Source organism: Pseudomonas sp. S5D5, from assembly GCF_003013355.1.
Taxonomy (GTDB): domain Bacteria; phylum Pseudomonadota; class Gammaproteobacteria; order Pseudomonadales; family Pseudomonadaceae; genus Aquipseudomonas; species Aquipseudomonas aylmerensis.
In genome coordinates, this window is the sequence record NZ_PTEO01000001.1 from 5,596,815 (window position 1) to 5,615,392 (window position 18,578).

Below are 18,578 nucleotides of genomic sequence, written 5' to 3' on the forward strand. Positions count from 1 at the left end.
GGCGTGGTGTGGCAGCAATCCTCTTGTGGCAACCGCTCTATTGTGGCGAGCGGGCTTGCCCCGCGTTGGGCGGCGAAGCCGCCCCAAACCCAGCCACTCCAGTCCTAACGGGAAGCATGCAGTGTCAGCGAGGGGGCGGCTTCGCCGCCCAACGCGGGGCAAGCCCGCTCGCCACGAGAAGCAGGTTCACCGTGGAAAGCATGTTCAGCATGAGCAGCAGGTTCAGCCTGGAAAACAGGTTCAGCATGAGCAGCAGGTTCAGCCTGGAAAACAGGTTGAGCATAAGCAGCAGGTTCAGCCTGCAAACCAGCTCCAGCATGCGAAGCTGCCTCACCCTGGAACACAGCTTCAGCCGCAGAAGCTCGTTGCCCCTGTGAAACCCGCTCACCACTGATGCGCGCATGCTGCTCGACAAACTCGGCACTCAACTCGATCACCCGGCGGTATTGCAGGTCGACGGTGATCATGTGATAGCAGTTGTCCAGCAGGATCTTGGTCACCGGCCCGCCGAGGTGGCGTTCCACGTAATCGGCGTTCCAGCGACTGGTGATGTCGTCCTCGATGGAGTGCAGCACCAGCGCCGGTACCTTGACCTCGGGCATGCGTTTCTTGACCACGGCGTTCATCCGATGCAACTCGCGCACCGTGATGCCTTCCATGGTCAGCAGACCGGCTTCGCTGCTCTCCCCTTCCTTCATCTGGCGCTCGACGATCGCCCGCAGGCGTTCGTTCTTGATGCCATACGGCGGCTTCTCTTCGAAGCGGCAGATGTGCACGCCGAACGGAATCTTCATCAGCAATGGCGTCAGAAACGCCAGCTTGTGAATGCTCCAGCCGTCGTACTTCAAGGTGGTGGAATACATCAACAGCCCGGCGACTTGCCCAGGGTGCTCGGCAGCCACGTACATCGACATCACCGCGCCCATGGACAAGCCACCGACAAAGACTTGCGCGTGGCGTTGCCTGACCTGGACGAAGGTCTTGCGCACGCCTTCGTACCAGTCCAGCCAGCCGGTGGCCTGCAGGTCGCTGTTATCGCCGCAGTGCCCGGCCAGGGTGGGCACGTAGACCGTGCAGTTACCCGCCTTGGCCAGGCCCTTGGCGACCTGGCGCAATTCCGTCGGGGTGCCGGTCAGGCCGTGGATCAACAGGATCCCGACCGGACCTTCACCGAGAACGAAGCCGGCATCACCTTCACCGAGGTCGATCCCGAGGCTGTTCACCGTTTGGTCGCCCGCACCAGCAGTTGCTCGAGGAGCTTGAGGCCCAGGTCGATTTCCGAGTAGCTGATTTCCAGCGACGGTGCCAGGGTGATCACGTTTTTGTAGTAGCCGCCCACGTCGAGGATCAGGCCGAGTTTCTGGCCATCAACGACCATGTCGCCCTTCATGCCTTCTTCGACCATGTAGTCCAGGGTCGCCTTGTCCGGGGTGAAACCATCCGGGCCGCAGATTTCGCAGCGCAGGGCCAGGCCCAGGCCGTCGACGTCGCCGATGATCGGGAAACGTTTCTGCAGGTCCTGCAGGCCTTCCAGGAAGTATTTGCCCTTGGCCATGACCATCGCGCCGTAGTCGACTTCGTTGGTCATCTTGAACATTTCCAGGCCGACCGCCGTACCCAGTGGATTGGAGGCGAAGGTGGAGTGGGTCGAACCTGGCGGGAAGATCTTCGGGTTGATCAACTCTTCACGGGCCCAGATGCCGCCCAGTGGGTTGAGGCCGTTGGTCAGCGCCTTGCCGAACACGATCACGTCCGGTTGCACGTCGAAGTGCTCGATCGACCACAGCTTGCCGGTACGGTAGAAGCCCATCTGGATTTCGTCGGACACCATCAGGATGCCGTGCTGGTCGAGCACTTGCTTGAGTTCGCGGTAGAAGTTCATCGGCGGGATTACGTAACCGCCGGTGCCCTGGATCGGCTCGACGTAGAACGCGGCGTATTCACTCTGGCCGACTTTCGGGTCCCACACGCCGTTGTATTCGGTCTCGAACAGACGGGCGAATTGCTGCACACAGTGGCTGCCGTACTCTTCCTTGGTCATGCCTTTAGGGCCGCGGAAGTGGTACGGGAACGGGATGAACTGCGCACGCTCGCCGAAGTGCCCGTAGCGGCGACGGTAGCGGTAGCTGGAAGTGATCGACGACGCACCGAGGGTACGGCCGTGGTAGCCGCCTTCGAAGGCGAACATCAGGCTCTTGCCGTTGGTGGCGTTGCGCACCACTTTCAGCGAGTCTTCGATCGACTGCGAACCGCCGACGTTGAAGTGCACGCGACCGTCGAGGCCGAATTTTTTCTTGGCATCGACGGCGATCATTTCCGACAGCTCGATCTTGCCTTTGTGCAGGTACTGGCTGGCGATTTGCGGCAGGGTATCGATCTGCTGCTTCAACGCGTTGTTCAGGCGCGGGTTGGCGTAGCCGAAGTTGACGGCCGAGTACCACATTTGCAGGTCGAGGTAGGCCTGGTCTTCGGTGTCCCACACATAGGAGCCTTCGCAACGGCTGAAAATACGCGGCGGCTCGATGTAGTGGACGGTGTCACCGTAGGAGCAATACTTGGCTTCTTTATCCAGAAGGACCTGGTCTTCGGCGGTAGCGATACGGATATCAGACATGGTGGAAGAGTTCCTGATTTTCGGTAGACAGTTCGCCAGCAAAAGCGCTGGCGTTGGCGGCGATGCCCTGCGGCAGTTGCGCCAGCAATGCAGGCACTTCGGCAAAGGTGTCGAAGCGCGCGTGAGGAATGTTGTTGGCCACGCAGTAGTCGGCGAGGCTGCCTTTGGCGAACACGAAGTCGGCGGTGGAGGCCACGCACATGTCGGACTTGCCGTCGCCGATCACCAGCACGCGCTTGTTGCGCGGGGTGGACTTGCACTTGCAGTTGCCGGAAGCGGCACGGCAGGCATCGCTGGCATACGGGAAGTCGATGCGCCAGCTGTTCTGGTCGACCTGGCGCAGGCGGTTGGCGAGGATCGGCAGCAAGGTCACGTAGTTGCGCGACAGGATGCGCGCGATACCTTGTTCGATGCCGTCGCTGACCACTTCGATGGTCGCGCCCAGGCCCATGACGTGATCGACGAAATCCGGGAAGTCCGGATCGATCTCGACACTGTCGAAGTACGCCAGCAGTTCAGTCGGGGTCGCCTTGATCAGTGCCAGTTGGCGGCTCAGGCATTCGCGGGAACCGATATGCCCATCCAGCCATTCCTGTTCGATGGTTTCCCACTCGGGGCCGGCGAAGCGTTGGAGGACGTTGTCGATGACATCGGTGGGGGTGATGGTCCCGTCGAAGTCACACACGATATGCCAGTGGATCATTGCCTTTCCTTGAGTTGGAGGGCTTGAAGAAGAGCGCTCTGTGCGCTTGCCACTGGAGTAGAGCAGGGAGCGTGCCAACTGGCGAAAACCCAGCGGGGCTGGGCTTTGCGTGGATTTGTCGGGAGATATGTGTCGCGCAAGCTACAATTTTTGTAGCTCGCTACAAACAAGATGAGTGCTTGCGCCAGGGATGCCCTTCGCGCGTGAATGCGCGTATGTCCAGATAAGGAAACCGCTGCATGTTCAAGGTGACTTCTGCTGTATTTGCCGGCCTGTTGGGGCTGTGGGGCTTTTCCAGCACGGCATTGGCCCAAGGCATTACCGGCGAGATCGGCGCGGGCGTCAGCTATCAACCCCACGACCCGACGGGCAGTCGCTACGAAACCCGGCCCATTCCCTACTTCGACCTGGACTGGGGCCCGGTCAGCCTGGGCACCGACGATGGCCTGACCTGGAGCGCGCTGGACACCCACGGCTTCACCGCCGGCCCGTACATCAATTACCTGCCGGGGCGTACCGCCAACGGCTCACTGCGCGGTCTGCGCAATGTCTCGGACATGGCCGAGGTGGGCGGTTTCATCCAATACGCGCCGGCCGACTTCTGGCGCGTGTACGCCCAGATGGGCCAGGCCGTCGGCGGCGGACGTGATCAAAGCGGCGTGCTGGGCAAGATCGGCGGCGAACTCGGCTACCCGCTCGGCGGCGGGATCATTGGCAGCACCGGCTTGCTGGCGCACTTTGCCGACGCCCGCCAGACCCAGACCTTTTTCGGCGTCGACGACAAGGAATCCGCGGCCTCGGGCATTCGCGCCTACAACGCGAGTGCCGGCTTCCAGAACCTGACGCTGACCCAGAGTTTCGAATTCCCCCTGGCGGACAACTGGTCACTGCTGACCAGCGCCAGTTGGGTCCACCTGGTGGGTTCGGCGGCCAACAGCACCATCGTCAAGGACACCGGGGATGTGAACCAGGGCCAGGTGCAGACCGCGATCAGCTACAAGTTTGACTGAAGAACCCGCGCGCCCTGCAGGCGCTGGCTTGCCAGCGATGCCGGCACCTCGGTCTATCCGGTAGACCGCGCAGACCATCGCAGGCAAGCCAGCCCCCACCCACAGGCTTAGCCCTTCGCCTCGCGGATGATCTGGCGAATCGCGCCGACGAAGGCATCGGCCGGCTGGCCACCGCTGACCGCATACTGATCGTTGAACACGATGGTCGGCACCGAGGTCACGCCCCGGGATATCCACAACTGCTCTTGCTCGCGGACATCGGCGGCGTATTCGTCGGAGGCGAGAATCTCGGCCGCCCGCTTGATATCCAGCCCGACGCTTTCAGCAATGATTGCCAGCGTGGCGTGATCGGAGGGGTCCTGCTGGTCGGTGAAATACGCCTTGAACAGCGCTTCCTTGAGGTTGTACTGCAAGCCTTCCAGCCCGGCCCAGTGCAACAGGCGGTGCGCATCGAACGTGTTGTAGATGCGGCTCTGTCCATCGGTACGAAAGGCAAAGCCCAACGCCGCGCCCAAGTCGCGGATACGCGCACGGTTGGCCTGGGATTCTTCGGCAGTGGAGCCGTACTTTTCAGTGATGTGCTCGACGATGTTCTGACCGATGGCCGGCATGTTCGGGTTCAGTTCGAACGGCTGGAAATGAATCTCGGCCTGCACCTCGGCGCCAAGCTGGTCGAGGGCTTCGGTCAGGCCACGCAGGCCGATGATGCACCAGGGGCAGGACACGTCGCTGACGAAATCGATTTTCAGGGGAGTACTCATGGTAGGCAACCTCGCTGGCAATGCGCCGCAAAAATTGCACGATACACCAATGTCACAACACCTTCGAAGGCTCGCCCAGGTCAATCTGCGCCCAATGGGCGGCATCTTCGCGATGGGCTTGCAGGTACGGCAGCACTGCCGCCAGCAGCGGCGCCTTGAAGGCTTCCTGGAACCGATGGGCCAGGCCTGGAATCAGTTTCAGCTGGCTGCCCTGGATATGCGCCGCCAAATGCACGCCGTGCATCACCGGCAATAACGGGTCGGCCGTGCCGTGGACCACCAGGGTGGGCACGCGCAACTGGTTGAGCAACGGTACCCGGCTTGGCTCGGCGAGGATCGCCATGATCTGGCGCTTCACGCCGTCGGGGTTGAAGGCGCGGTCGTAGGACAGCGCCGCCTGCTGCAGCAACACCTGGCGATCATCTTTCACCGACGGGCTGCCCAGGGCTGCCAACAAATCCGCCTGCTGTTCCAGCGCGACTTCACGGTTTGGTGCGCTGCGCCGCGACAGCAATTGCACCAACGCCGCACTCGGCGCCGGCAGGCCTTCGGCGCCGGAGCTGGTCATGATCAGCGTGAGGCTTTCGACCCGCTGCGGCGCCATGGCCGCCAGGTGCTGGGCGATCATGCCGCCCATGCTCGCGCCCAGCACATGGAATTGGCGGACCTGCAACGCGTCCATCAGGCCCAGGGCGTCGTCGGCCATGTCAGTCAGCGTGTAGGGCGCCGCCACCGGGAGGCCGAGCTTGTAGCGCAGCACTTCGAAGGTCAGGTTGGCGCTGGCAGGTGCCTGTCGCCAAGTGGACAGGCCGACATCCCGGTTGTCGTAGCGGATCACCCGAAAGCCCTGTTCGCACAACGCCACGACCACTTCATCCGGCCAGTGGATCAACTGCCCGCCCAGGCCCATGACCAGCAGCAACGCGGGATCGGACGCCCGCCCGATGCTCTGGTAGGCGATGCTGACCGTTTCCAGGTCGACCGTTTGGGTCGGGACATTGACATCACATCGAGACGCCGCAAAAGACGGCAGGCCGAACATAAAAGCGGCCAATAAAAGCAACACGCGCATGGAAAACACCGAAACACAGAACCCCAGTAGAGCGCGAGTCTGATGAAGTTTGTTCGAGCGCGCTGCCACAGTTGCGTGACAGTTTGATGAAGAGTGCCCAGTGGTCATGGTCGACACGGCCCGCAACATGAGACAAACTCACGCCATTCCAATTCTTCACAAATTGTCTTCATGGAGAGCCCGTGCTCGAAATCCGCCACCTCAAGACCCTGCACGCCCTGCGCGAAGCCGACAGCCTGGTAGAAGCCGCCGAGCGCCTGCACCTGACGCAGTCGGCGCTGTCCCACCAGTTCAAGGAGTTGGAGGAACGCCTGGGCATGCCGTTGTTCGTGCGCAAGACCAAGCCGCTGCGCTTCACCAGCGCCGGCCTGCGTCTGCTGCAACTGGCCGATGCGACCCTGCCGCTGCTGCGCGGCGCCGAGCGTGACATCGCACGATTGGCCGGCGGTACCGCCGGGCGTTTGCACATGGCGATCGAGTGCCACAGCTGCTTCCAATGGCTGATGCCGACCATCGACCAGTTCCGCGATGCCTGGCCGGAAGTCGAGCTGGACCTGGCCTCGGGCTTCGCCTTTGCGCCGCTGCCAGCCCTGGCCCGTGGCGACCTGGACCTGGTGGTGACGTCCGATCCACTGGAATTGCCGGGCATCACCTACGTGCCGTTGTTCACCTACGAAGCCATGCTCGCGGTGGCCAATCAACACCCACTGGCGCACAAGTCCTACATCGTGCCCGAAGACCTGCTGACCGAAACCCTGATCACCTACCCGGTGGAGCGCGACCGCCTGGACATTTTCACGCGCTTCCTCGAGCCGGCCGATGTGGAGCCGGCCCAGGTGCGCACCTCGGAGCTGACGGTGATGATGATGCAACTGGTCGCCAGCGGTCGCGGCGTGTGCGGCATGCCCCATTGGGCGCTGCATGAATACAGCTCACGGGGTTACGTGAAGGCCAAGCGCCTGGGCGAGAAAGGCCTGTTTGCCACGCTGTATGCGGGCATCCGCGCGGACATGCTGGACGCGCCGTATATGCGCGACTTCCTGCTGACGGCCAAGGACACCTCGTTTTCCACCCTGGATGGCGTCAGCGCGGTGCGCTGACGCGCAAGGGGCGATCAGGCCGGGGTGGTCAGCGACGCGCGATAGAACGGCAGGATCAGATCACGGGTCAACGGCGCCAATAGCAAGCCACCATCGCCGGCGGGGTCGATCCAGCGCACCTCTTCAATCTCGGCGGCAGGGGTGACCGGGACGTCGATCTGCACCTGGAACAACTCGGCTTCCACGGTGAAACCCGGCTCGTTGACGGCAGGTGCCGAAAACTGGCCGAGGTAGGTCGCAGCGCCGGGCTCGATACGCAGGTTCAGCTCCTCAAACAGCTCACGCGCCAGCGCCTCGACAGGTTGCTCGCCGGCGTCGATCTTGCCGCCAGGTTGCATGAACGCCTGGGTGCCGCGCTTGCGCACCAGCAGGGTCTGGCCGTCACTGCCGATCAAAAGGGCGGCGGCGATGCGGATGGTCGAGGTCATGGATAAGTCGTCCTTGAAGGCAAAGGGCGCAAGGATCACATGATCGACACGAACGCCGCAATCAATCCGAAAGCTGGCTTGCCTGCGCCTATCCGCTCAAGGGTGTTGAGCCGCGATCTCGGTGTGCTCTTTGATAAACACGCTGTAGCGCGCACCCTCCATGGTTTCGAACGCGATCAACTTGTCCACCAGCGGCAGGTTCAGCACCTTGCCGGCATTGAGCAGCAGCATGCCGTTGTCGGCATTCAGATTGCGCGCCAGCACCATGCCCTCCTCCAGCTCGCGGGTGCCGAGCACTTTGACGTTGGGGTCGCCCAAGGTCACGTCATTCAAGTAGGTCGCGCAGACCTGCACAAAGTCTTCCACCAACAGCGGGTCATACAGCCGCCCGGCGTATTTGCGGATGTACAGCAGCGCTTCATCGCTGTTCATCTGCCGCTCGAGGATCAGACCCTTTTGCAGCTCGATAAAATCCACTGCCAACTTCAACAGCCGCGACCCGGCGGGAATCGCTTCGCCCTTGAGGTGATCGGGGAAGCCACTGCCGTCCCAGCGCTCCTGATGATGGCGGATCAGGCGTGCGGCATCTTTCATCGGCTCCAGGGTCATCAGCAGTGATTCGCTCTGGGCCGGGTAGGCGCGATACCGTTCGCGGTCGCTGCTGTGCAGCAAGTCCGAGGGCGAGGCCATCATGCTGTCGCTCCAGCTCAACTTGCCGATGTTGTAGAGCGCGGCGGCCATGGTCAGGTCGCGATTGCTGGCGCAGTCCTCGCCATGGGCCACGCACCAGGTGCGTACCAGTTCGATGATCTGCCGGTTGGTCTGCTTCGCGCGCGGCAGGCGCAGGTTGGCCAGCAGCGAGAACACCTCGGCGCCGGTGGCATAGCTGTGCTTGAGTTCTTCGTAGGCCAGGTCAAGCATGTCGGCGGTTTGCTGCAGCTCGCTGGTGCGCGAGGCCACGCGTTTTTCCAGGGTCGTGTTGAGCTGCTTGAGTGCGTCGTTCTGCTGCTGGATCAGTTGCTCCAGCCGCGCACGCTCGCGCTCCGAATGCTGATGCGCCAGGGATTGGCGCAGCGCCAGCAACAACTCTTCATCCTTCCAGGGTTTGCTCAGGTAGCGGTAGATCTCGCCTTCGTTGATGGCCTTGATGATCAGGGTCAGGTCGGTCTCGCTGGTCAGCAGGATGCGCACCGTATGGGGATAGTGCTGGTGGATATGTGCCAGCAATGACGCGCCGTCCATGTCGGGCAGGCGCGCAGCGCTCATCACCAGGTCGACGGGTTGGCTGGCGAGGATGGCCAGGGCATCGGCCGCGCAAGTGGCGCTGTGCAGTTCGAAGGGCTCCAGCCGCAGCAGGTGCGTCAGGCTGTACAGCACCTGCGGATGGGCATCGATCAGCAGCACGACGGCGCGTTCGGTATCGGTGAAAGCCACTGACTCTCCCATGGCACACCTCGGATCGTCGGTTGGGTTTCCTTGTTGTTGTGGTTCACGGCCTCCTTGGCGATTACTGAGGAGTTTAGTTGGTTTTCGCTAAAGTAATGGCCTTACGATATCAACCCACAAAAAAAAGCCGCTCCATTCTCTGGAGCGGCCTTCGAGGTGAAACGCGGATCCCTCACGCCTCGGTTTTTTTCGGGCTGGAGCCAAACGAAGCGAAACGCTTGTTGAACCCGGCAATACGGCCTTCGGCCTGGGTCTTGCGCTGTTGGCCGGTGTAGATCGGGTGCGAGGCGCTGGACACGTCCAGCGGGATGTAAGGGTAGGTGTTGCCGTCGCTGTGTTTATGCGTGCGGTCGCTGTCGGCGGTGGAGCCGATCAGGAAGAACACATCGGCGGCGGTGTCATGGAACAACACGGTACGGTAGTCGGGATGGATACCAGCTTTCATAAGGCCTCCGGGGCGTCTGGGTGCATTTGATGTGTTATACAGTAACACAAATCATGCACCCAAACGAGAACCGATTGCAATAAGAACAGGCCGTACGCTTCTATGCGGCCTCCTGGAAGTCCATTTCCGGCGGCTGTCGGGAGAAGCCGCGCGTGAGGAAACCCAGGTAAACCAGGCCGATCGCCAACCACACCAGGCCCAGGTAGATCGCCAGGTGGTCGAGGCTGATCATCAGCCACAGGTCCGCCAGCAAGCCAATGGTCGGGAACACCAGGAACAGGATCAACTCACGGACACCACGCTGCTGGGCGCCGATCCAGTAGTGAAAGATCACCGACAGGTTCACCAGGCTGAACGCCAGGAACGCGCCGAAGTTGATGAACGATGTGGAGGTGGTCACGTCCAGCTTCAACGCCAGCAGCGCCACCGCTGCACACAGCAGGATACTGTTGACCGGCGTGCCGAACCGCGCATGCAAGGTGCCGAAGAACGACTTGGGCAATACACCGTCGCGGCCCATCGCAAACAGCAGGCGCGAGCCACTGGCCTGGGCCGACAGCCCCGAGGCGAACTGGCCGACGATCAGGCCGATCAGGAAGATCGACACGAACAGGTCGCCGCCGATGTTGCGCGCGATTTCATACGCCGCCGAATCGACATTGGCGAATTCGAAGGACGGATGGGCGATCTGCACGAAATAGGACACCGCCACGAAAATCAGCCCGCCGATCAACGTGATCAACATGATCGCCCGCGGGATGGTGCGGCGAGGGTCGCGGGTTTCTTCGGTGAGGGTGCTGACCGCGTCAAAACCCAGGAACGAATAGCAGGCGATGGCGGCGCCGCTCATGATCAGCGGCATCTGCATCTGGCCGTTGAAGAACGGGGCGACGGTCCACAAGGGCTTGCTCGCATCACCGCCGATGTAGTGGATGCACAGCGCGACAAACGCGATCAGCACCAGAAACTGCACCAGCATCAGCAACGCGTTGATGCCATTCGCCAGCTTGAGGCCAATGATGTTGATGACGCTGGTGATGCCGATAAACGCCAGCACCCAGACCCATTGCGGCACCGCAGGGAACGCCGAGTTGAGGTACGCCGCGCCGATCAGCCAGATGGCCATGGGCAGGAACAGGTAGTCGAGCAGCACCGCCCAGCCGGCGATAAAGCCCAGCTTGGGGCTGATCGCCTTGCGCACGTAGCTGTAGGCGGAACCGGCCACCGGGAACGCCGAGGCCATGCGCCCGTAGCTCATGGCGGTAAAGAACATTGCCACCAGCGCTGCCAGGTAGGCGGCAGGGACCATGCCGGCGGTGGATTGCGCGAGGATGCCGAAGGTGCCGAGCACAATGATCGGCGTCATATAGGCGATGCCAAACAGCACCACCGACCCTAACGACAGGGTGCGTTGCAAACGAGCCATGAGCGATTCTCCGCTGATTTATTAGATTTATGGCAGAACTGAAGTCGGTGAAGCGGACGTCTTTTTTCTTATGGTCAAACCGATTTACAAGGCCAAGCCAATTGATAGGCCCAGCCGTTTTATTGTGGCGAGCGGGCTTGCCCCGCGTTGGGCTGCGCAGCAGCCCCCATTGCGCTCAGCGCATTTCTCCAGGCAACCCGCGGTGGCAGGTTTTGGGGACGCTCCGCATCCAGACGCAGGGCAAGCCCGCTCGCCACAGGAGCTCCATCAGTTTCCAGGGATCAGCAGCTCGCGCGTGCCGTCAGGGTGCTCAATCACCTCACCGGGCAATTTCAAGCGTTGGTCATCCAGGTAGCGGTAGTCCTTGCGCGCCGCCGCCAGCTGGTCGAGGTCCAGCTCGACGGTAAATTGCCCGGCCTCGCGCCCGGCTTCGAACAGCAAGGTGCCGAACGGGTCCACCAGGGCGCTGCCGCCGGCGAACAGCAGGCCGCCATCGCCCTCTTCCACGCGGTTGACCATCAGCGCAAACGCCTGGTTTTCCTGGGCCCGGGCCATGATCGCGGTGCGGTGCGTGGGGCCGTACGGGTCCATGTTGCCGTTGGTGACGATCAGCAATTCAGCACCCAGCTGCGCATTCGCGCGGGCGCTTTCCGGGAACTCGATGTCGTAGCAGATCAGCAGGCCCACGCGCACGCCGTTCCACAAGCAAGTGGCGTAGCGATCGCCCGGGGTGAACACGCCACGGTCGGAGGCCCACAGGTGGGTCTTGCGATAACGCAGCGCAATGCCTTCGGGGGTGATCAGCAAGGTGGTGTTATAGAATTGGCCGCCGTCGCTCTCGGCCATGCCGATCACCACCGCGATATTGCGCGCCTGGGCGGCCTGGATAATCGCCTGCACAGTAGGGCCATCCACCGGCTCGGCGATGGCGGCGACGGTCTCGGCTGTCGGGAAGCCCATGAGGTGGGTTTCCGGGAATACGATCAGCTGCGTGTCGCTTGCACTTGCAGCAATCGCCGCCACCGCGCGCTCAAGGTTGTAAGCTGTGCCGTTATCGCGGCCTGCCAACTGGGCAAATTCGACCTTCATGGGACATCCTGTGGTTTTATCTGTGGCGCAGTATGCGCAGCCGCACACGCCGGGGAAATCACGCCGCCGGGGTAACCCTATGGGGGTAGACGAATGACCGTTTCGCTGCAAGACATCGCCTGGCACCGTTCAGTCGGGCAAATGATAGACGCCCTCGACCAGGCCAACTTCTGGACCCAACTGGTGCGCCTGCTCGACCAGTACGTGCCGTTCGACAGTTGGGTGGTGTTGCTGTTCAGCAGCGAGCACCGCCCGCTGGTGTTCGCCGAATGCCCAGGCGCCGACGGCACCCCGGACCATTTGTTCCAGGATTATCTCAACGGCCTCTACCTGCTCGACCCTTTCTATATCGCCAGCCGCGAGCACTCGCACACCGGCCTGTTACGCCTGGCTGAAGTGGCGCCGGAGCATTTCGAACTCACCGAGTACTACCAGCGTTACTTCCGCCTCAATGTGGTGGCCGATGAAATTCAGTTCAATTGCCACCTGCCGGACGGGCGCACGCTGTGCCTCTCCCTGGGCTCGAAGCAGCGTTTCGACCCGCAGCAGATTGCCCTGCTGTCGCTGATCCAGCCCTGGGTGCTGAGCCTGCTGCGCCAGCGCCTGCCCTTTGAACTCAACCAGGTCAGCACCCCACAGCCGCCGATCCAGAATGACGACTGGGGCGCCCAACTCACCGCCCGCGAGCTGGACGTGGGCCGCCTGATGCTCAGCGGCTGCTCCAGCAAGGAGATCGCGCGCAAGCTGGAAATCTCGGTGGAAACCGTGAAAGTCCATAAGAAGCACATGTACAGCAAGCTGGGGATCAAATCCCAGTCGGAGCTGTTCTCTATTTTCCTGCAAGCGCAGCGGAACTAGCCGCGACGCCCCTCACGGAGTGGGACAGCGCCAGCGTCGACTTGACCGAGTCGGGCGTGGATTCGTTATGGGCCACCGCTTGCGAGTAGCCATCGGCAACCGCCATCCAATCGCCCCTCGCAGCCCCCAGAGCCGCCGTGGCCAGGCCCGTCTGCAGGGTTTTATCAACACCGTTTATCATCCCCGCCAACGCGCCGCTCAAGCTGCCGTCGGACTTTTCCACCCCATGGAGCATGTTGCTCAAGCCGGGAATAAACCAGGTGTTGCGAGCAACGTCGCCCGCCGCCTTTTGTAGCCCAGTGCGCTCGGCGCCTCCCGGCATTTGCGCTGATGCGGCCAGTGGATGGTGGCCCGATGAAGACGAGAATTGCTGGTCGAGCCTGGACCTGACCAAGGGGTTGTCATTGCGCAAGCCAGACGGAAATTGGCGATGGGTCGGTGTGATGAACGGCTCACGCCCGGAAGCCACTTGAGGCGCAGCAGGACGCGCCTCCGGCGCCTGGGTCAGGCGTGTCAGGAGATCCACCGCAGTCAGGGCAGTATTGATATTCATGGTCGGCTCACTTTGGGAGAGGTTGAGGAACGTGTGTTTAAGTGGCTCGGGGCAACCGATGAGTTCCGCGCGCCAACCCCTCTGAAATGGGCCTCTGCGCGCTCAAACCTTGTCCGCGGTTTCGCAACAGGCGCAGAATGGGTGATCGACCTTCAGAGTTGAACCAAGGAAAAACCGTATGAGCCTGTCCTTGTTAAGCCGTTACGCGTTCTTTGCTGCCTGTGTCATTTTCACCCTCGCCAGCCTCCCTTTTATCGAACATGAATGGCTGTGGCCCATCACCCTGGTCACCGGTGTACTGAGCCTGATCGGTCTGTTCGACCTGCTGCAAAGCCCCCACGCGGTACGCCGCAACTACCCGATCCTGGGCAATATCCGTTACCTGGTGGAAGCCATCCGCCCGGAAATCCGTCAGTACCTGCTCGAGTCCGACAGCGACGCCCTGCCCTTCTCGCGGGCCCAACGTTCGCTGGTGTATTCGCGCGCCAAGAACGAAACCGCCGACAAACCCTTCGGCACGCTGATCGACGTGTACCAATCGGGCTTCGAATTCATCGGCCACTCCATGCGCCCCGCGCCGCTGAGCGACCCCAGCGCATTTCGCGTGATGGTTGGCGGCCCGCAGTGCACGCAGCCGTACTCGGCCTCGGTGTTCAATATCTCGGCGATGAGCTTTGGCTCGTTGAGCGCCAACGCCATCCGCGCGCTGAACCAGGGCGCCAAGCTCGGCAACTTTGCCCACGACACCGGCGAAGGCAGCATCAGCCCTTATCACCGCGAAAACGGCGGCGACCTGACCTGGGAACTGGGCAGCGGCTATTTCGGCTGCCGCACCAGCGACGGGCGCTTCGACCCCGAGCGCTTCGCCGTGCAGGCACAGAACCCGCAAGTGCGCATGATCGAAATCAAGATGAGCCAGGGTGCCAAGCCGGGCCACGGCGGGATTCTGCCCAAGCACAAAGTCACCCAGGAAATCGCCGATACCCGCGGCATCCTGATGGGCGAAGACTGCATCTCGCCGTCACGTCACAGTGCCTTCTCCACCCCGGTCGAAATGATGCAGTTCATCGCGCAGTTGCGTGAACTGTCCGGCGGCAAACCGGTGGGCTTCAAATTCTGCCTGGGTCACCCGTGGGAGTTCATGGGCATCGCCAAGGCCATGCTCGAAACCGGCATCCTCCCGGACTTTATCGTGGTCGACGGCAAGGAAGGCGGCACCGGTGCCGCGCCGGTAGAGTTCACCGACCATATCGGCGTGCCGCTGCGTGAAGGCCTGCTGTTCGTGCACAACACCCTGGTGGGCCTGAACCTGCGTGACAAGATCAAGCTCGGCGCCAGCGGCAAGATCGTCAGCGCCTTCGATATCGCCAGCGTCCTGGCCATCGGTGCCGACTGGGCCAACTCGGCGCGTGGCTTCATGTTTGCCATAGGTTGCATCCAGTCGCAAAGCTGCCACACCAACAAATGCCCCACCGGCGTCGCGACCCAGGACCCGCTGCGCCAGCGCGCCCTGGTGGTACCGGACAAGGCCCAGCGCGTGTTCAACTTCCATCGCAACACGCTTAAAGCCTTGGCTGAAATGCTCGCGGCAGCCGGCCTGGATCATCCCTCGCAGCTCTCGGCCAAACACCTGGTGCGGCGCATGTCGGCCACCGAAATCAAGCTGTTCTCGCAGTTGCATGTGTTCCTCAAGCCTGGCGAATTGCTCACCGGCGAAGTCAACGGCGAGTTTTATTCGCGCATGTGGCAGATGGCGCGGGCGGACAGTTTCGAGCCCAACGAAGTGGCCGCCGCCTGACCGCTAGACACACCCCCTCCCCGCTGAACCGGACCACCGACGGCATCGTTGAAACAAGGAGATTCACATGCCGTTACTGGACTTTTCCGCCATCGCCGCACAGCTGCCCGATACCTGGAAATCCACGCGCCTGGGCCAGGTCGGCCCGGCGCGGATCAAGGTGTTGCGCATGGATGAGCGCGCGTACGAGGAGGAAACCCACGACTACAACGAAGGGCTGCTGGTGGTGAGCGGCCAGTTACGCCTGCGCATCGGCGCAGAAGAAATCCGTGTGCAAGCCGGCCAGATGTACCTCGTGCCCGCCGGCACCGCCCACGCTGTACTCGCCGGTAGCCAGGGCACGCTGGTGATCATTGATGTCTAGAGACATTCAGTAATACCCAACCTTTGCAATTGCGTATAAATACCGCCAACCTGCGCCCGCCCGACGTGCGGCGTACGACGATGTGCGCGTTCGCCTGTCATTACTAAACCTATTGTTCAAGAGCCCGCTGCCATGCTGAACGGACGCGACCCACGCATCGATTTTTTTCGGGGCCTGGCGTTGATCTTCATCTTCTGGGATCACGTCCCCCACAACCCCCTCGGCCAGATCACCCTGCGCAACGTCGGCTTCAGCGATGCCGCGGAAGTGTTCGTGTTCCTCGCCGGCTACGCCGCGGTGCTCGCCTACGGCAAGATCCTGCAACGCGACGGCTACTGGATGGCCTCGCTGAAAATCCTGCGCCGCACCTGGGTGTTGTATGTGGTGCATATCTTTTTGCTGGCGATGCTGATGGGCATCGTGTTCTTCGCCAACAGCCACGTGGAAACCCGTGACCTGGTCGAGGAGATGGGCCTGACGCACTTCATCACTCACCCGCAGCAGGCCCTTACCGATGAACTGCTGCTGCGTTTCAAACCCAACCTGATGGACCCGCTGCCGCTGTATATCGTGCTGCTCGCCGGATTGCCACTGGTGCTGCCTTTGCTGTTGCGCAAGACCTGGCTGGTGGTGGGCGCGTCGGCGACGGTCTACCTGCTGGCGCCATGGATGGGCTGGAACCTGCGGGCGATTGCCGACGGCGTGTGGTACTTCAACCCGGTGACCTGGCAGTTTCTGTTTATCCTGGGTGGCGCGGCCGCGCTCCATGCCGGACGGGCGCGTGCGCCTGAACCCCGTCTGCTGCTGCGCCAACCGCTGTTCGTCACGGCGGCGCTCTACACCGTGGCTGCCGCAGTGCTGACGCTATCCTGGCGCTGGCCCGAGGTGCACGACGCGCTGATGCCCGCGTGGCTCAGCGATGTGATCTACCCCATCAGCAAGACCGACCTGTCGCCGCTGCGCCTGCTGCACTTCCTGGCCCTGGCCTACGTCACCGCCAAGCTGCTGCCCGGTCGCGGCTGGACGCAGAATTGGTGGGCGCAGCAAAGCTGCCGCATGGGTCGCTATTCCCTGGAAGTCTTCTGCCTCGGCGTGTTGCTGGCGCCTCTGGCGGACATGCTCAACGCCATCGCTGACGACGCCTGGACCATGCAGATTTTCAGTGCGCTGCTGGGGCTGGCACTGATGGCGGGGCTGGCGGCATGGCTGGAGTTCAACAAGCGTTTGAACCTGGCCCAGGGCACTGCACTGCCAAGCACGTCAGTTGGCTGAGGGCACGTAGCTGACCTTGCCGCACACTTGAACCCTAGCTGGCCTGCCTGTGGTGACCACCGGCGGGCCAGGTCCAAGGGGTCACGCCGAACGCTGTGAACCCACGCCGACCTGGGTCGGTTGCAGCTTGAACACGTAGAACAACACCGTCAGCAGCACCAGGAATACCGGCCCTACATACAGCGCCACGCGGGTGTCCGGGAAGTACGCCATCAGGCCTACCACCAGCACCAGGAACGCCAGCGCGAGATAGGAACTGACCGGGTACAGCCACATGCGGTACTTGAGGGCTTTCTGTTCGGCCGGGCTCAGGCTTTTGCGGAACTTGAGCTGGGCCAACAGGATCATCAGCCAGGTCCAGATCGCCCCGAAGGTGGCAATCGACGTCACCCAGACGAAGACTTTTTCCGGCACCAGGTAGTTGAGCAACACGCCGAGCAACAAGGCAAAGATCGACAACAGCAGCGCCTTGCGCGGCACACCATTGCTCGAGGTCTTGGCGAAGGTGGCCGGCGCCTGGCCGTTCTGCGCAAGGCTGTAGAGCATGCGCCCGGTGCTGAAGATGCCGCCGTTGCACGACGACAGCGCCGCGGTGATCACCACGAAGTTGATGATGCCGGCGGCGGTCTTGATACCCAGGCGCTCGAAGGTCATCACGAACGGGCTGCCCTGGGTGCCGATTTCATTCCACGGGTAGATCGACAGGATCACGAACAACGCACCGACGTAGAACAGCAGAATACGCCAGAACACCGAGCCGATGGCGCTGGGGATGGTCTTCTGCGGGTTCTTCGCTTCACCGGCGGTGAGGCCGATCATCTCTACGCCCAGGTAGGCAAACATCACCATTTGCAGCGACATCAGCACGCCCTGGATGCCATTGGGCATGAAGCCGCCGTGGGCCCACAGGTTGGAAATCCCCAGTGCCACGCCGTCGTTGCCAAAACCGAACGCGATGATGCCGACGCCACCGATCACCATCGCAATGATGGTGACGATCTTGATCAGCGCGAACCAGAATTCGAACTCACCGAAGGCTTTCACCGCGATCAGGTTGATGGTGCCCATGCTGATCAGGGCCGCCAGGGCCCAGATCCAGCGTGGCGTATCGGGGAACCAAACGCCCATGTACACCGCCACGGCAGTGATCTCGGCCACACAGGTCACCAGCCACAGGAACCAGTAGTTCCAGCCGGTCAGGAAGCCCGCCAACGGCCCGAGGTAATCCTGGGCATAGCGGCTGAAGGAGCCGGCCACCGGGTTGTGCACGGCCATTTCGCCGAGGGCGCGCATGATCACCAGGATGGCCAGGCCACCGATGATGTAGGACAGCATGATGGCCGGTCCGGCCATTTCGATGGCCTTGGCCGAGCCCAGGAACAGGCCGACACCGATACAGGCGCCGAGGGCCATCAGGCGGATATGCCGCTCGCCCAGTTCGCGTTTGAGCGGGCCGCCCGAAGCGGTCTCGCCATGGGGCAGGTGGTTGCCGACTGGCATAGGGATACAACCTCGTCTTGTTATTGGATATGAGCCTCTGAGTCCGGTACGTCACGACGGGTCTGCCATGGCGTACCGTTTCCGCTTGGCCTTTTGGGTCAATCGGTCTGGCCGGGCCAGATCAGGGGGGTGCAGTATA

General features: G+C 62.1%; 17 protein-coding genes and 1 pseudogene. 6 read left to right on the forward strand and 12 right to left on the reverse strand.

The genetic code is table 11. The annotated features are described in order from the left end of the window. Window positions 1-368 precede the first annotated feature (368 nt). From C9990_RS25575 to C9990_RS25585, 3 genes and pseudogenes are all read right to left on the reverse strand, one after another. A pseudogene (locus C9990_RS25575) lies at window positions 369-1,223 on the reverse strand (alpha/beta hydrolase); the annotation flags it as partial. After that, entirely contained in the window at window positions 1,220-2,614 is a 1,395-nt protein-coding gene (locus C9990_RS25580; protein ID WP_106805027.1) for an aspartate aminotransferase family protein, read from the reverse strand. The pseudogene C9990_RS25575 and the gene C9990_RS25580, both read right to left, overlap by 4 nt. Then, complete coding sequence (locus tag C9990_RS25585; protein ID WP_065906809.1) at window positions 2,607-3,317, reverse strand: MtnX-like HAD-IB family phosphatase; 711 nt, start codon at window positions 3,315-3,317, stop codon at window positions 2,607-2,609. Before C9990_RS25585 ends, C9990_RS25580 begins: the two co-directional genes overlap by 8 nt. A gap of 239 nt (window positions 3,318-3,556) precedes the next feature. Between C9990_RS25585 and C9990_RS25590 the strand changes: the two genes are divergently transcribed. Further along, the gene (locus tag C9990_RS25590) at window positions 3,557-4,327 is read left to right on the forward strand and encodes a MipA/OmpV family protein (protein WP_106805028.1); all 771 of its coding nucleotides are present in this window, start codon (window positions 3,557-3,559) and stop codon (window positions 4,325-4,327) included. A gap of 107 nt (window positions 4,328-4,434) precedes the next feature. Here C9990_RS25590 and C9990_RS25595 read toward each other — a convergent pair whose 3' ends face one another. Together C9990_RS25595 and C9990_RS25600 are read right to left on the reverse strand one after the other, a co-directional pair. Beyond that, entirely contained in the window at window positions 4,435-5,088 is a 654-nt protein-coding gene (locus tag C9990_RS25595) for a DsbA family oxidoreductase (protein WP_065906813.1), read from the reverse strand. Between the two features lie 52 nt (window positions 5,089-5,140). Next, window positions 5,141-6,160, reverse strand: a complete 1,020-nt coding sequence (locus tag C9990_RS25600) for an alpha/beta fold hydrolase (RefSeq protein WP_065906816.1) — start codon at window positions 6,158-6,160, stop codon at window positions 5,141-5,143. Window positions 6,161-6,342: 182 nt separating this feature from the next. On the opposite strand from C9990_RS25600, the gene metR reads away from it, so the two are divergent. Further along, a complete protein-coding gene (gene metR, locus C9990_RS25605; protein ID WP_065906818.1) occupies window positions 6,343-7,260 on the forward strand; it encodes a transcriptional regulator MetR in 918 nt (305 codons plus the stop codon). A 14-nt stretch (window positions 7,261-7,274) separates the two neighbouring features. Here the strand turns inward: metR and C9990_RS25610 are convergent, their stop codons facing one another. From C9990_RS25610 to C9990_RS25630, 5 genes are all read right to left on the reverse strand, one after another. Then, the gene (locus tag C9990_RS25610; protein WP_065906820.1) at window positions 7,275-7,688 is read right to left on the reverse strand and encodes an NUDIX domain-containing protein; all 414 of its coding nucleotides are present in this window, start codon (window positions 7,686-7,688) and stop codon (window positions 7,275-7,277) included. Window positions 7,689-7,784: 96 nt separating this feature from the next. Next, complete coding sequence (locus C9990_RS25615) at window positions 7,785-9,134, reverse strand: HD domain-containing phosphohydrolase (RefSeq protein WP_106805029.1); 1,350 nt, start codon at window positions 9,132-9,134, stop codon at window positions 7,785-7,787. Window positions 9,135-9,306: 172 nt separating this feature from the next. Next, on the reverse strand, window positions 9,307-9,579 hold the full coding sequence (locus C9990_RS25620) for a type B 50S ribosomal protein L31 (protein ID WP_025858669.1): 273 nt from the start codon (window positions 9,577-9,579) through the stop codon (window positions 9,307-9,309). Window positions 9,580-9,679: 100 nt separating this feature from the next. Further along, window positions 9,680-11,005 (reverse strand): APC family permease, encoded by a 1,326-nt coding sequence (locus tag C9990_RS25625; RefSeq protein WP_065906826.1) that lies wholly within the window; start codon window positions 11,003-11,005, stop codon window positions 9,680-9,682. Between the two features lie 267 nt (window positions 11,006-11,272). Continuing rightward, entirely contained in the window at window positions 11,273-12,094 is an 822-nt protein-coding gene (locus C9990_RS25630) for a carbon-nitrogen hydrolase family protein (protein WP_106805030.1), read from the reverse strand. Between the two features lie 93 nt (window positions 12,095-12,187). Between C9990_RS25630 and C9990_RS25635 the strand changes: the two genes are divergently transcribed. Then, window positions 12,188-12,952: a LuxR C-terminal-related transcriptional regulator gene (locus C9990_RS25635; protein WP_106805031.1), complete on the forward strand. Its 765-nt coding sequence runs from the start codon at window positions 12,188-12,190 to the stop codon at window positions 12,950-12,952. Here C9990_RS25635 and C9990_RS25640 read toward each other — a convergent pair. Then, the gene (locus C9990_RS25640) at window positions 12,924-13,505 is read right to left on the reverse strand and encodes a hypothetical protein (RefSeq protein ID WP_106805032.1); all 582 of its coding nucleotides are present in this window, start codon (window positions 13,503-13,505) and stop codon (window positions 12,924-12,926) included. The genes C9990_RS25635 and C9990_RS25640 overlap by 29 nt on opposite strands. 178 nt (window positions 13,506-13,683) lie before the next feature. On the opposite strand from C9990_RS25640, the gene C9990_RS25645 reads away from it, so the two are divergent. The 3 genes from C9990_RS25645 (at window position 13,684) to C9990_RS25655 (ending at window position 16,939) form a co-directional block, all read left to right on the forward strand. After that, window positions 13,684-15,303 (forward strand): FMN-binding glutamate synthase family protein, encoded by a 1,620-nt coding sequence (locus tag C9990_RS25645; protein WP_106805033.1) that lies wholly within the window; start codon window positions 13,684-13,686, stop codon window positions 15,301-15,303. 67 nt (window positions 15,304-15,370) lie between these two features. Next, entirely contained in the window at window positions 15,371-15,667 is a 297-nt protein-coding gene (locus C9990_RS25650; protein WP_106805034.1) for a cupin domain-containing protein, read from the forward strand. A gap of 132 nt (window positions 15,668-15,799) precedes the next feature. Further along, window positions 15,800-16,939, forward strand: coding sequence for an OpgC family protein (locus C9990_RS25655; RefSeq protein WP_106805035.1), 1,140 nt, complete (start codon window positions 15,800-15,802; stop codon window positions 16,937-16,939). 81 nt (window positions 16,940-17,020) lie between these two features. Here the strand turns inward: C9990_RS25655 and C9990_RS25660 are convergent, their stop codons facing one another. Continuing rightward, the gene (locus tag C9990_RS25660) at window positions 17,021-18,439 is read right to left on the reverse strand and encodes an amino acid permease (protein WP_106805036.1); all 1,419 of its coding nucleotides are present in this window, start codon (window positions 18,437-18,439) and stop codon (window positions 17,021-17,023) included. Window positions 18,440-18,578: the final 139 nt, after the last annotated feature.

Bases quoted from the DNA above. Each gene is read 5' to 3' on its own strand.
- C9990_RS25660 (WP_106805036.1), bottom strand. From the start codon at position 18,439: ATGCCAGTCGGCAACCACCTGCCCCATGGCGAGACCGCTTCGGGCGGC.
- C9990_RS25615 (WP_106805029.1), bottom strand. From the start codon at position 9,134: ATGGGAGAGTCAGTGGCTTTCACCGATACCGAACGCGCCGTCGTGCTG.
- C9990_RS25625 (WP_065906826.1), bottom strand. From the start codon at position 11,005: ATGGCTCGTTTGCAACGCACCCTGTCGTTAGGGTCGGTGGTGCTGTTT.
- C9990_RS25595 (WP_065906813.1), bottom strand. From the start codon at position 5,088: ATGAGTACTCCCCTGAAAATCGATTTCGTCAGCGACGTGTCCTGCCCC.
- C9990_RS25645 (WP_106805033.1), top strand. From the start codon at position 13,684: ATGAGCCTGTCCTTGTTAAGCCGTTACGCGTTCTTTGCTGCCTGTGTC.
- C9990_RS25635 (WP_106805031.1), top strand. From the start codon at position 12,188: ATGACCGTTTCGCTGCAAGACATCGCCTGGCACCGTTCAGTCGGGCAA.
- C9990_RS25600 (WP_065906816.1), bottom strand. From the start codon at position 6,160: ATGCGCGTGTTGCTTTTATTGGCCGCTTTTATGTTCGGCCTGCCGTCT.
- C9990_RS25585 (WP_065906809.1), bottom strand. From the start codon at position 3,317: ATGATCCACTGGCATATCGTGTGTGACTTCGACGGGACCATCACCCCC.
- C9990_RS25580 (WP_106805027.1), bottom strand. From the start codon at position 2,614: ATGTCTGATATCCGTATCGCTACCGCCGAAGACCAGGTCCTTCTGGAT.
- C9990_RS25655 (WP_106805035.1), top strand. From the start codon at position 15,800: ATGCTGAACGGACGCGACCCACGCATCGATTTTTTTCGGGGCCTGGCG.
- C9990_RS25590 (WP_106805028.1), top strand. From the start codon at position 3,557: ATGTTCAAGGTGACTTCTGCTGTATTTGCCGGCCTGTTGGGGCTGTGG.
- C9990_RS25650 (WP_106805034.1), top strand. From the start codon at position 15,371: ATGCCGTTACTGGACTTTTCCGCCATCGCCGCACAGCTGCCCGATACC.
- C9990_RS25610 (WP_065906820.1), bottom strand. From the start codon at position 7,688: ATGACCTCGACCATCCGCATCGCCGCCGCCCTTTTGATCGGCAGTGAC.
- C9990_RS25630 (WP_106805030.1), bottom strand. From the start codon at position 12,094: ATGAAGGTCGAATTTGCCCAGTTGGCAGGCCGCGATAACGGCACAGCT.
- C9990_RS25620 (WP_025858669.1), bottom strand. From the start codon at position 9,579: ATGAAAGCTGGTATCCATCCCGACTACCGTACCGTGTTGTTCCATGAC.
- C9990_RS25640 (WP_106805032.1), bottom strand. From the start codon at position 13,505: ATGAATATCAATACTGCCCTGACTGCGGTGGATCTCCTGACACGCCTG.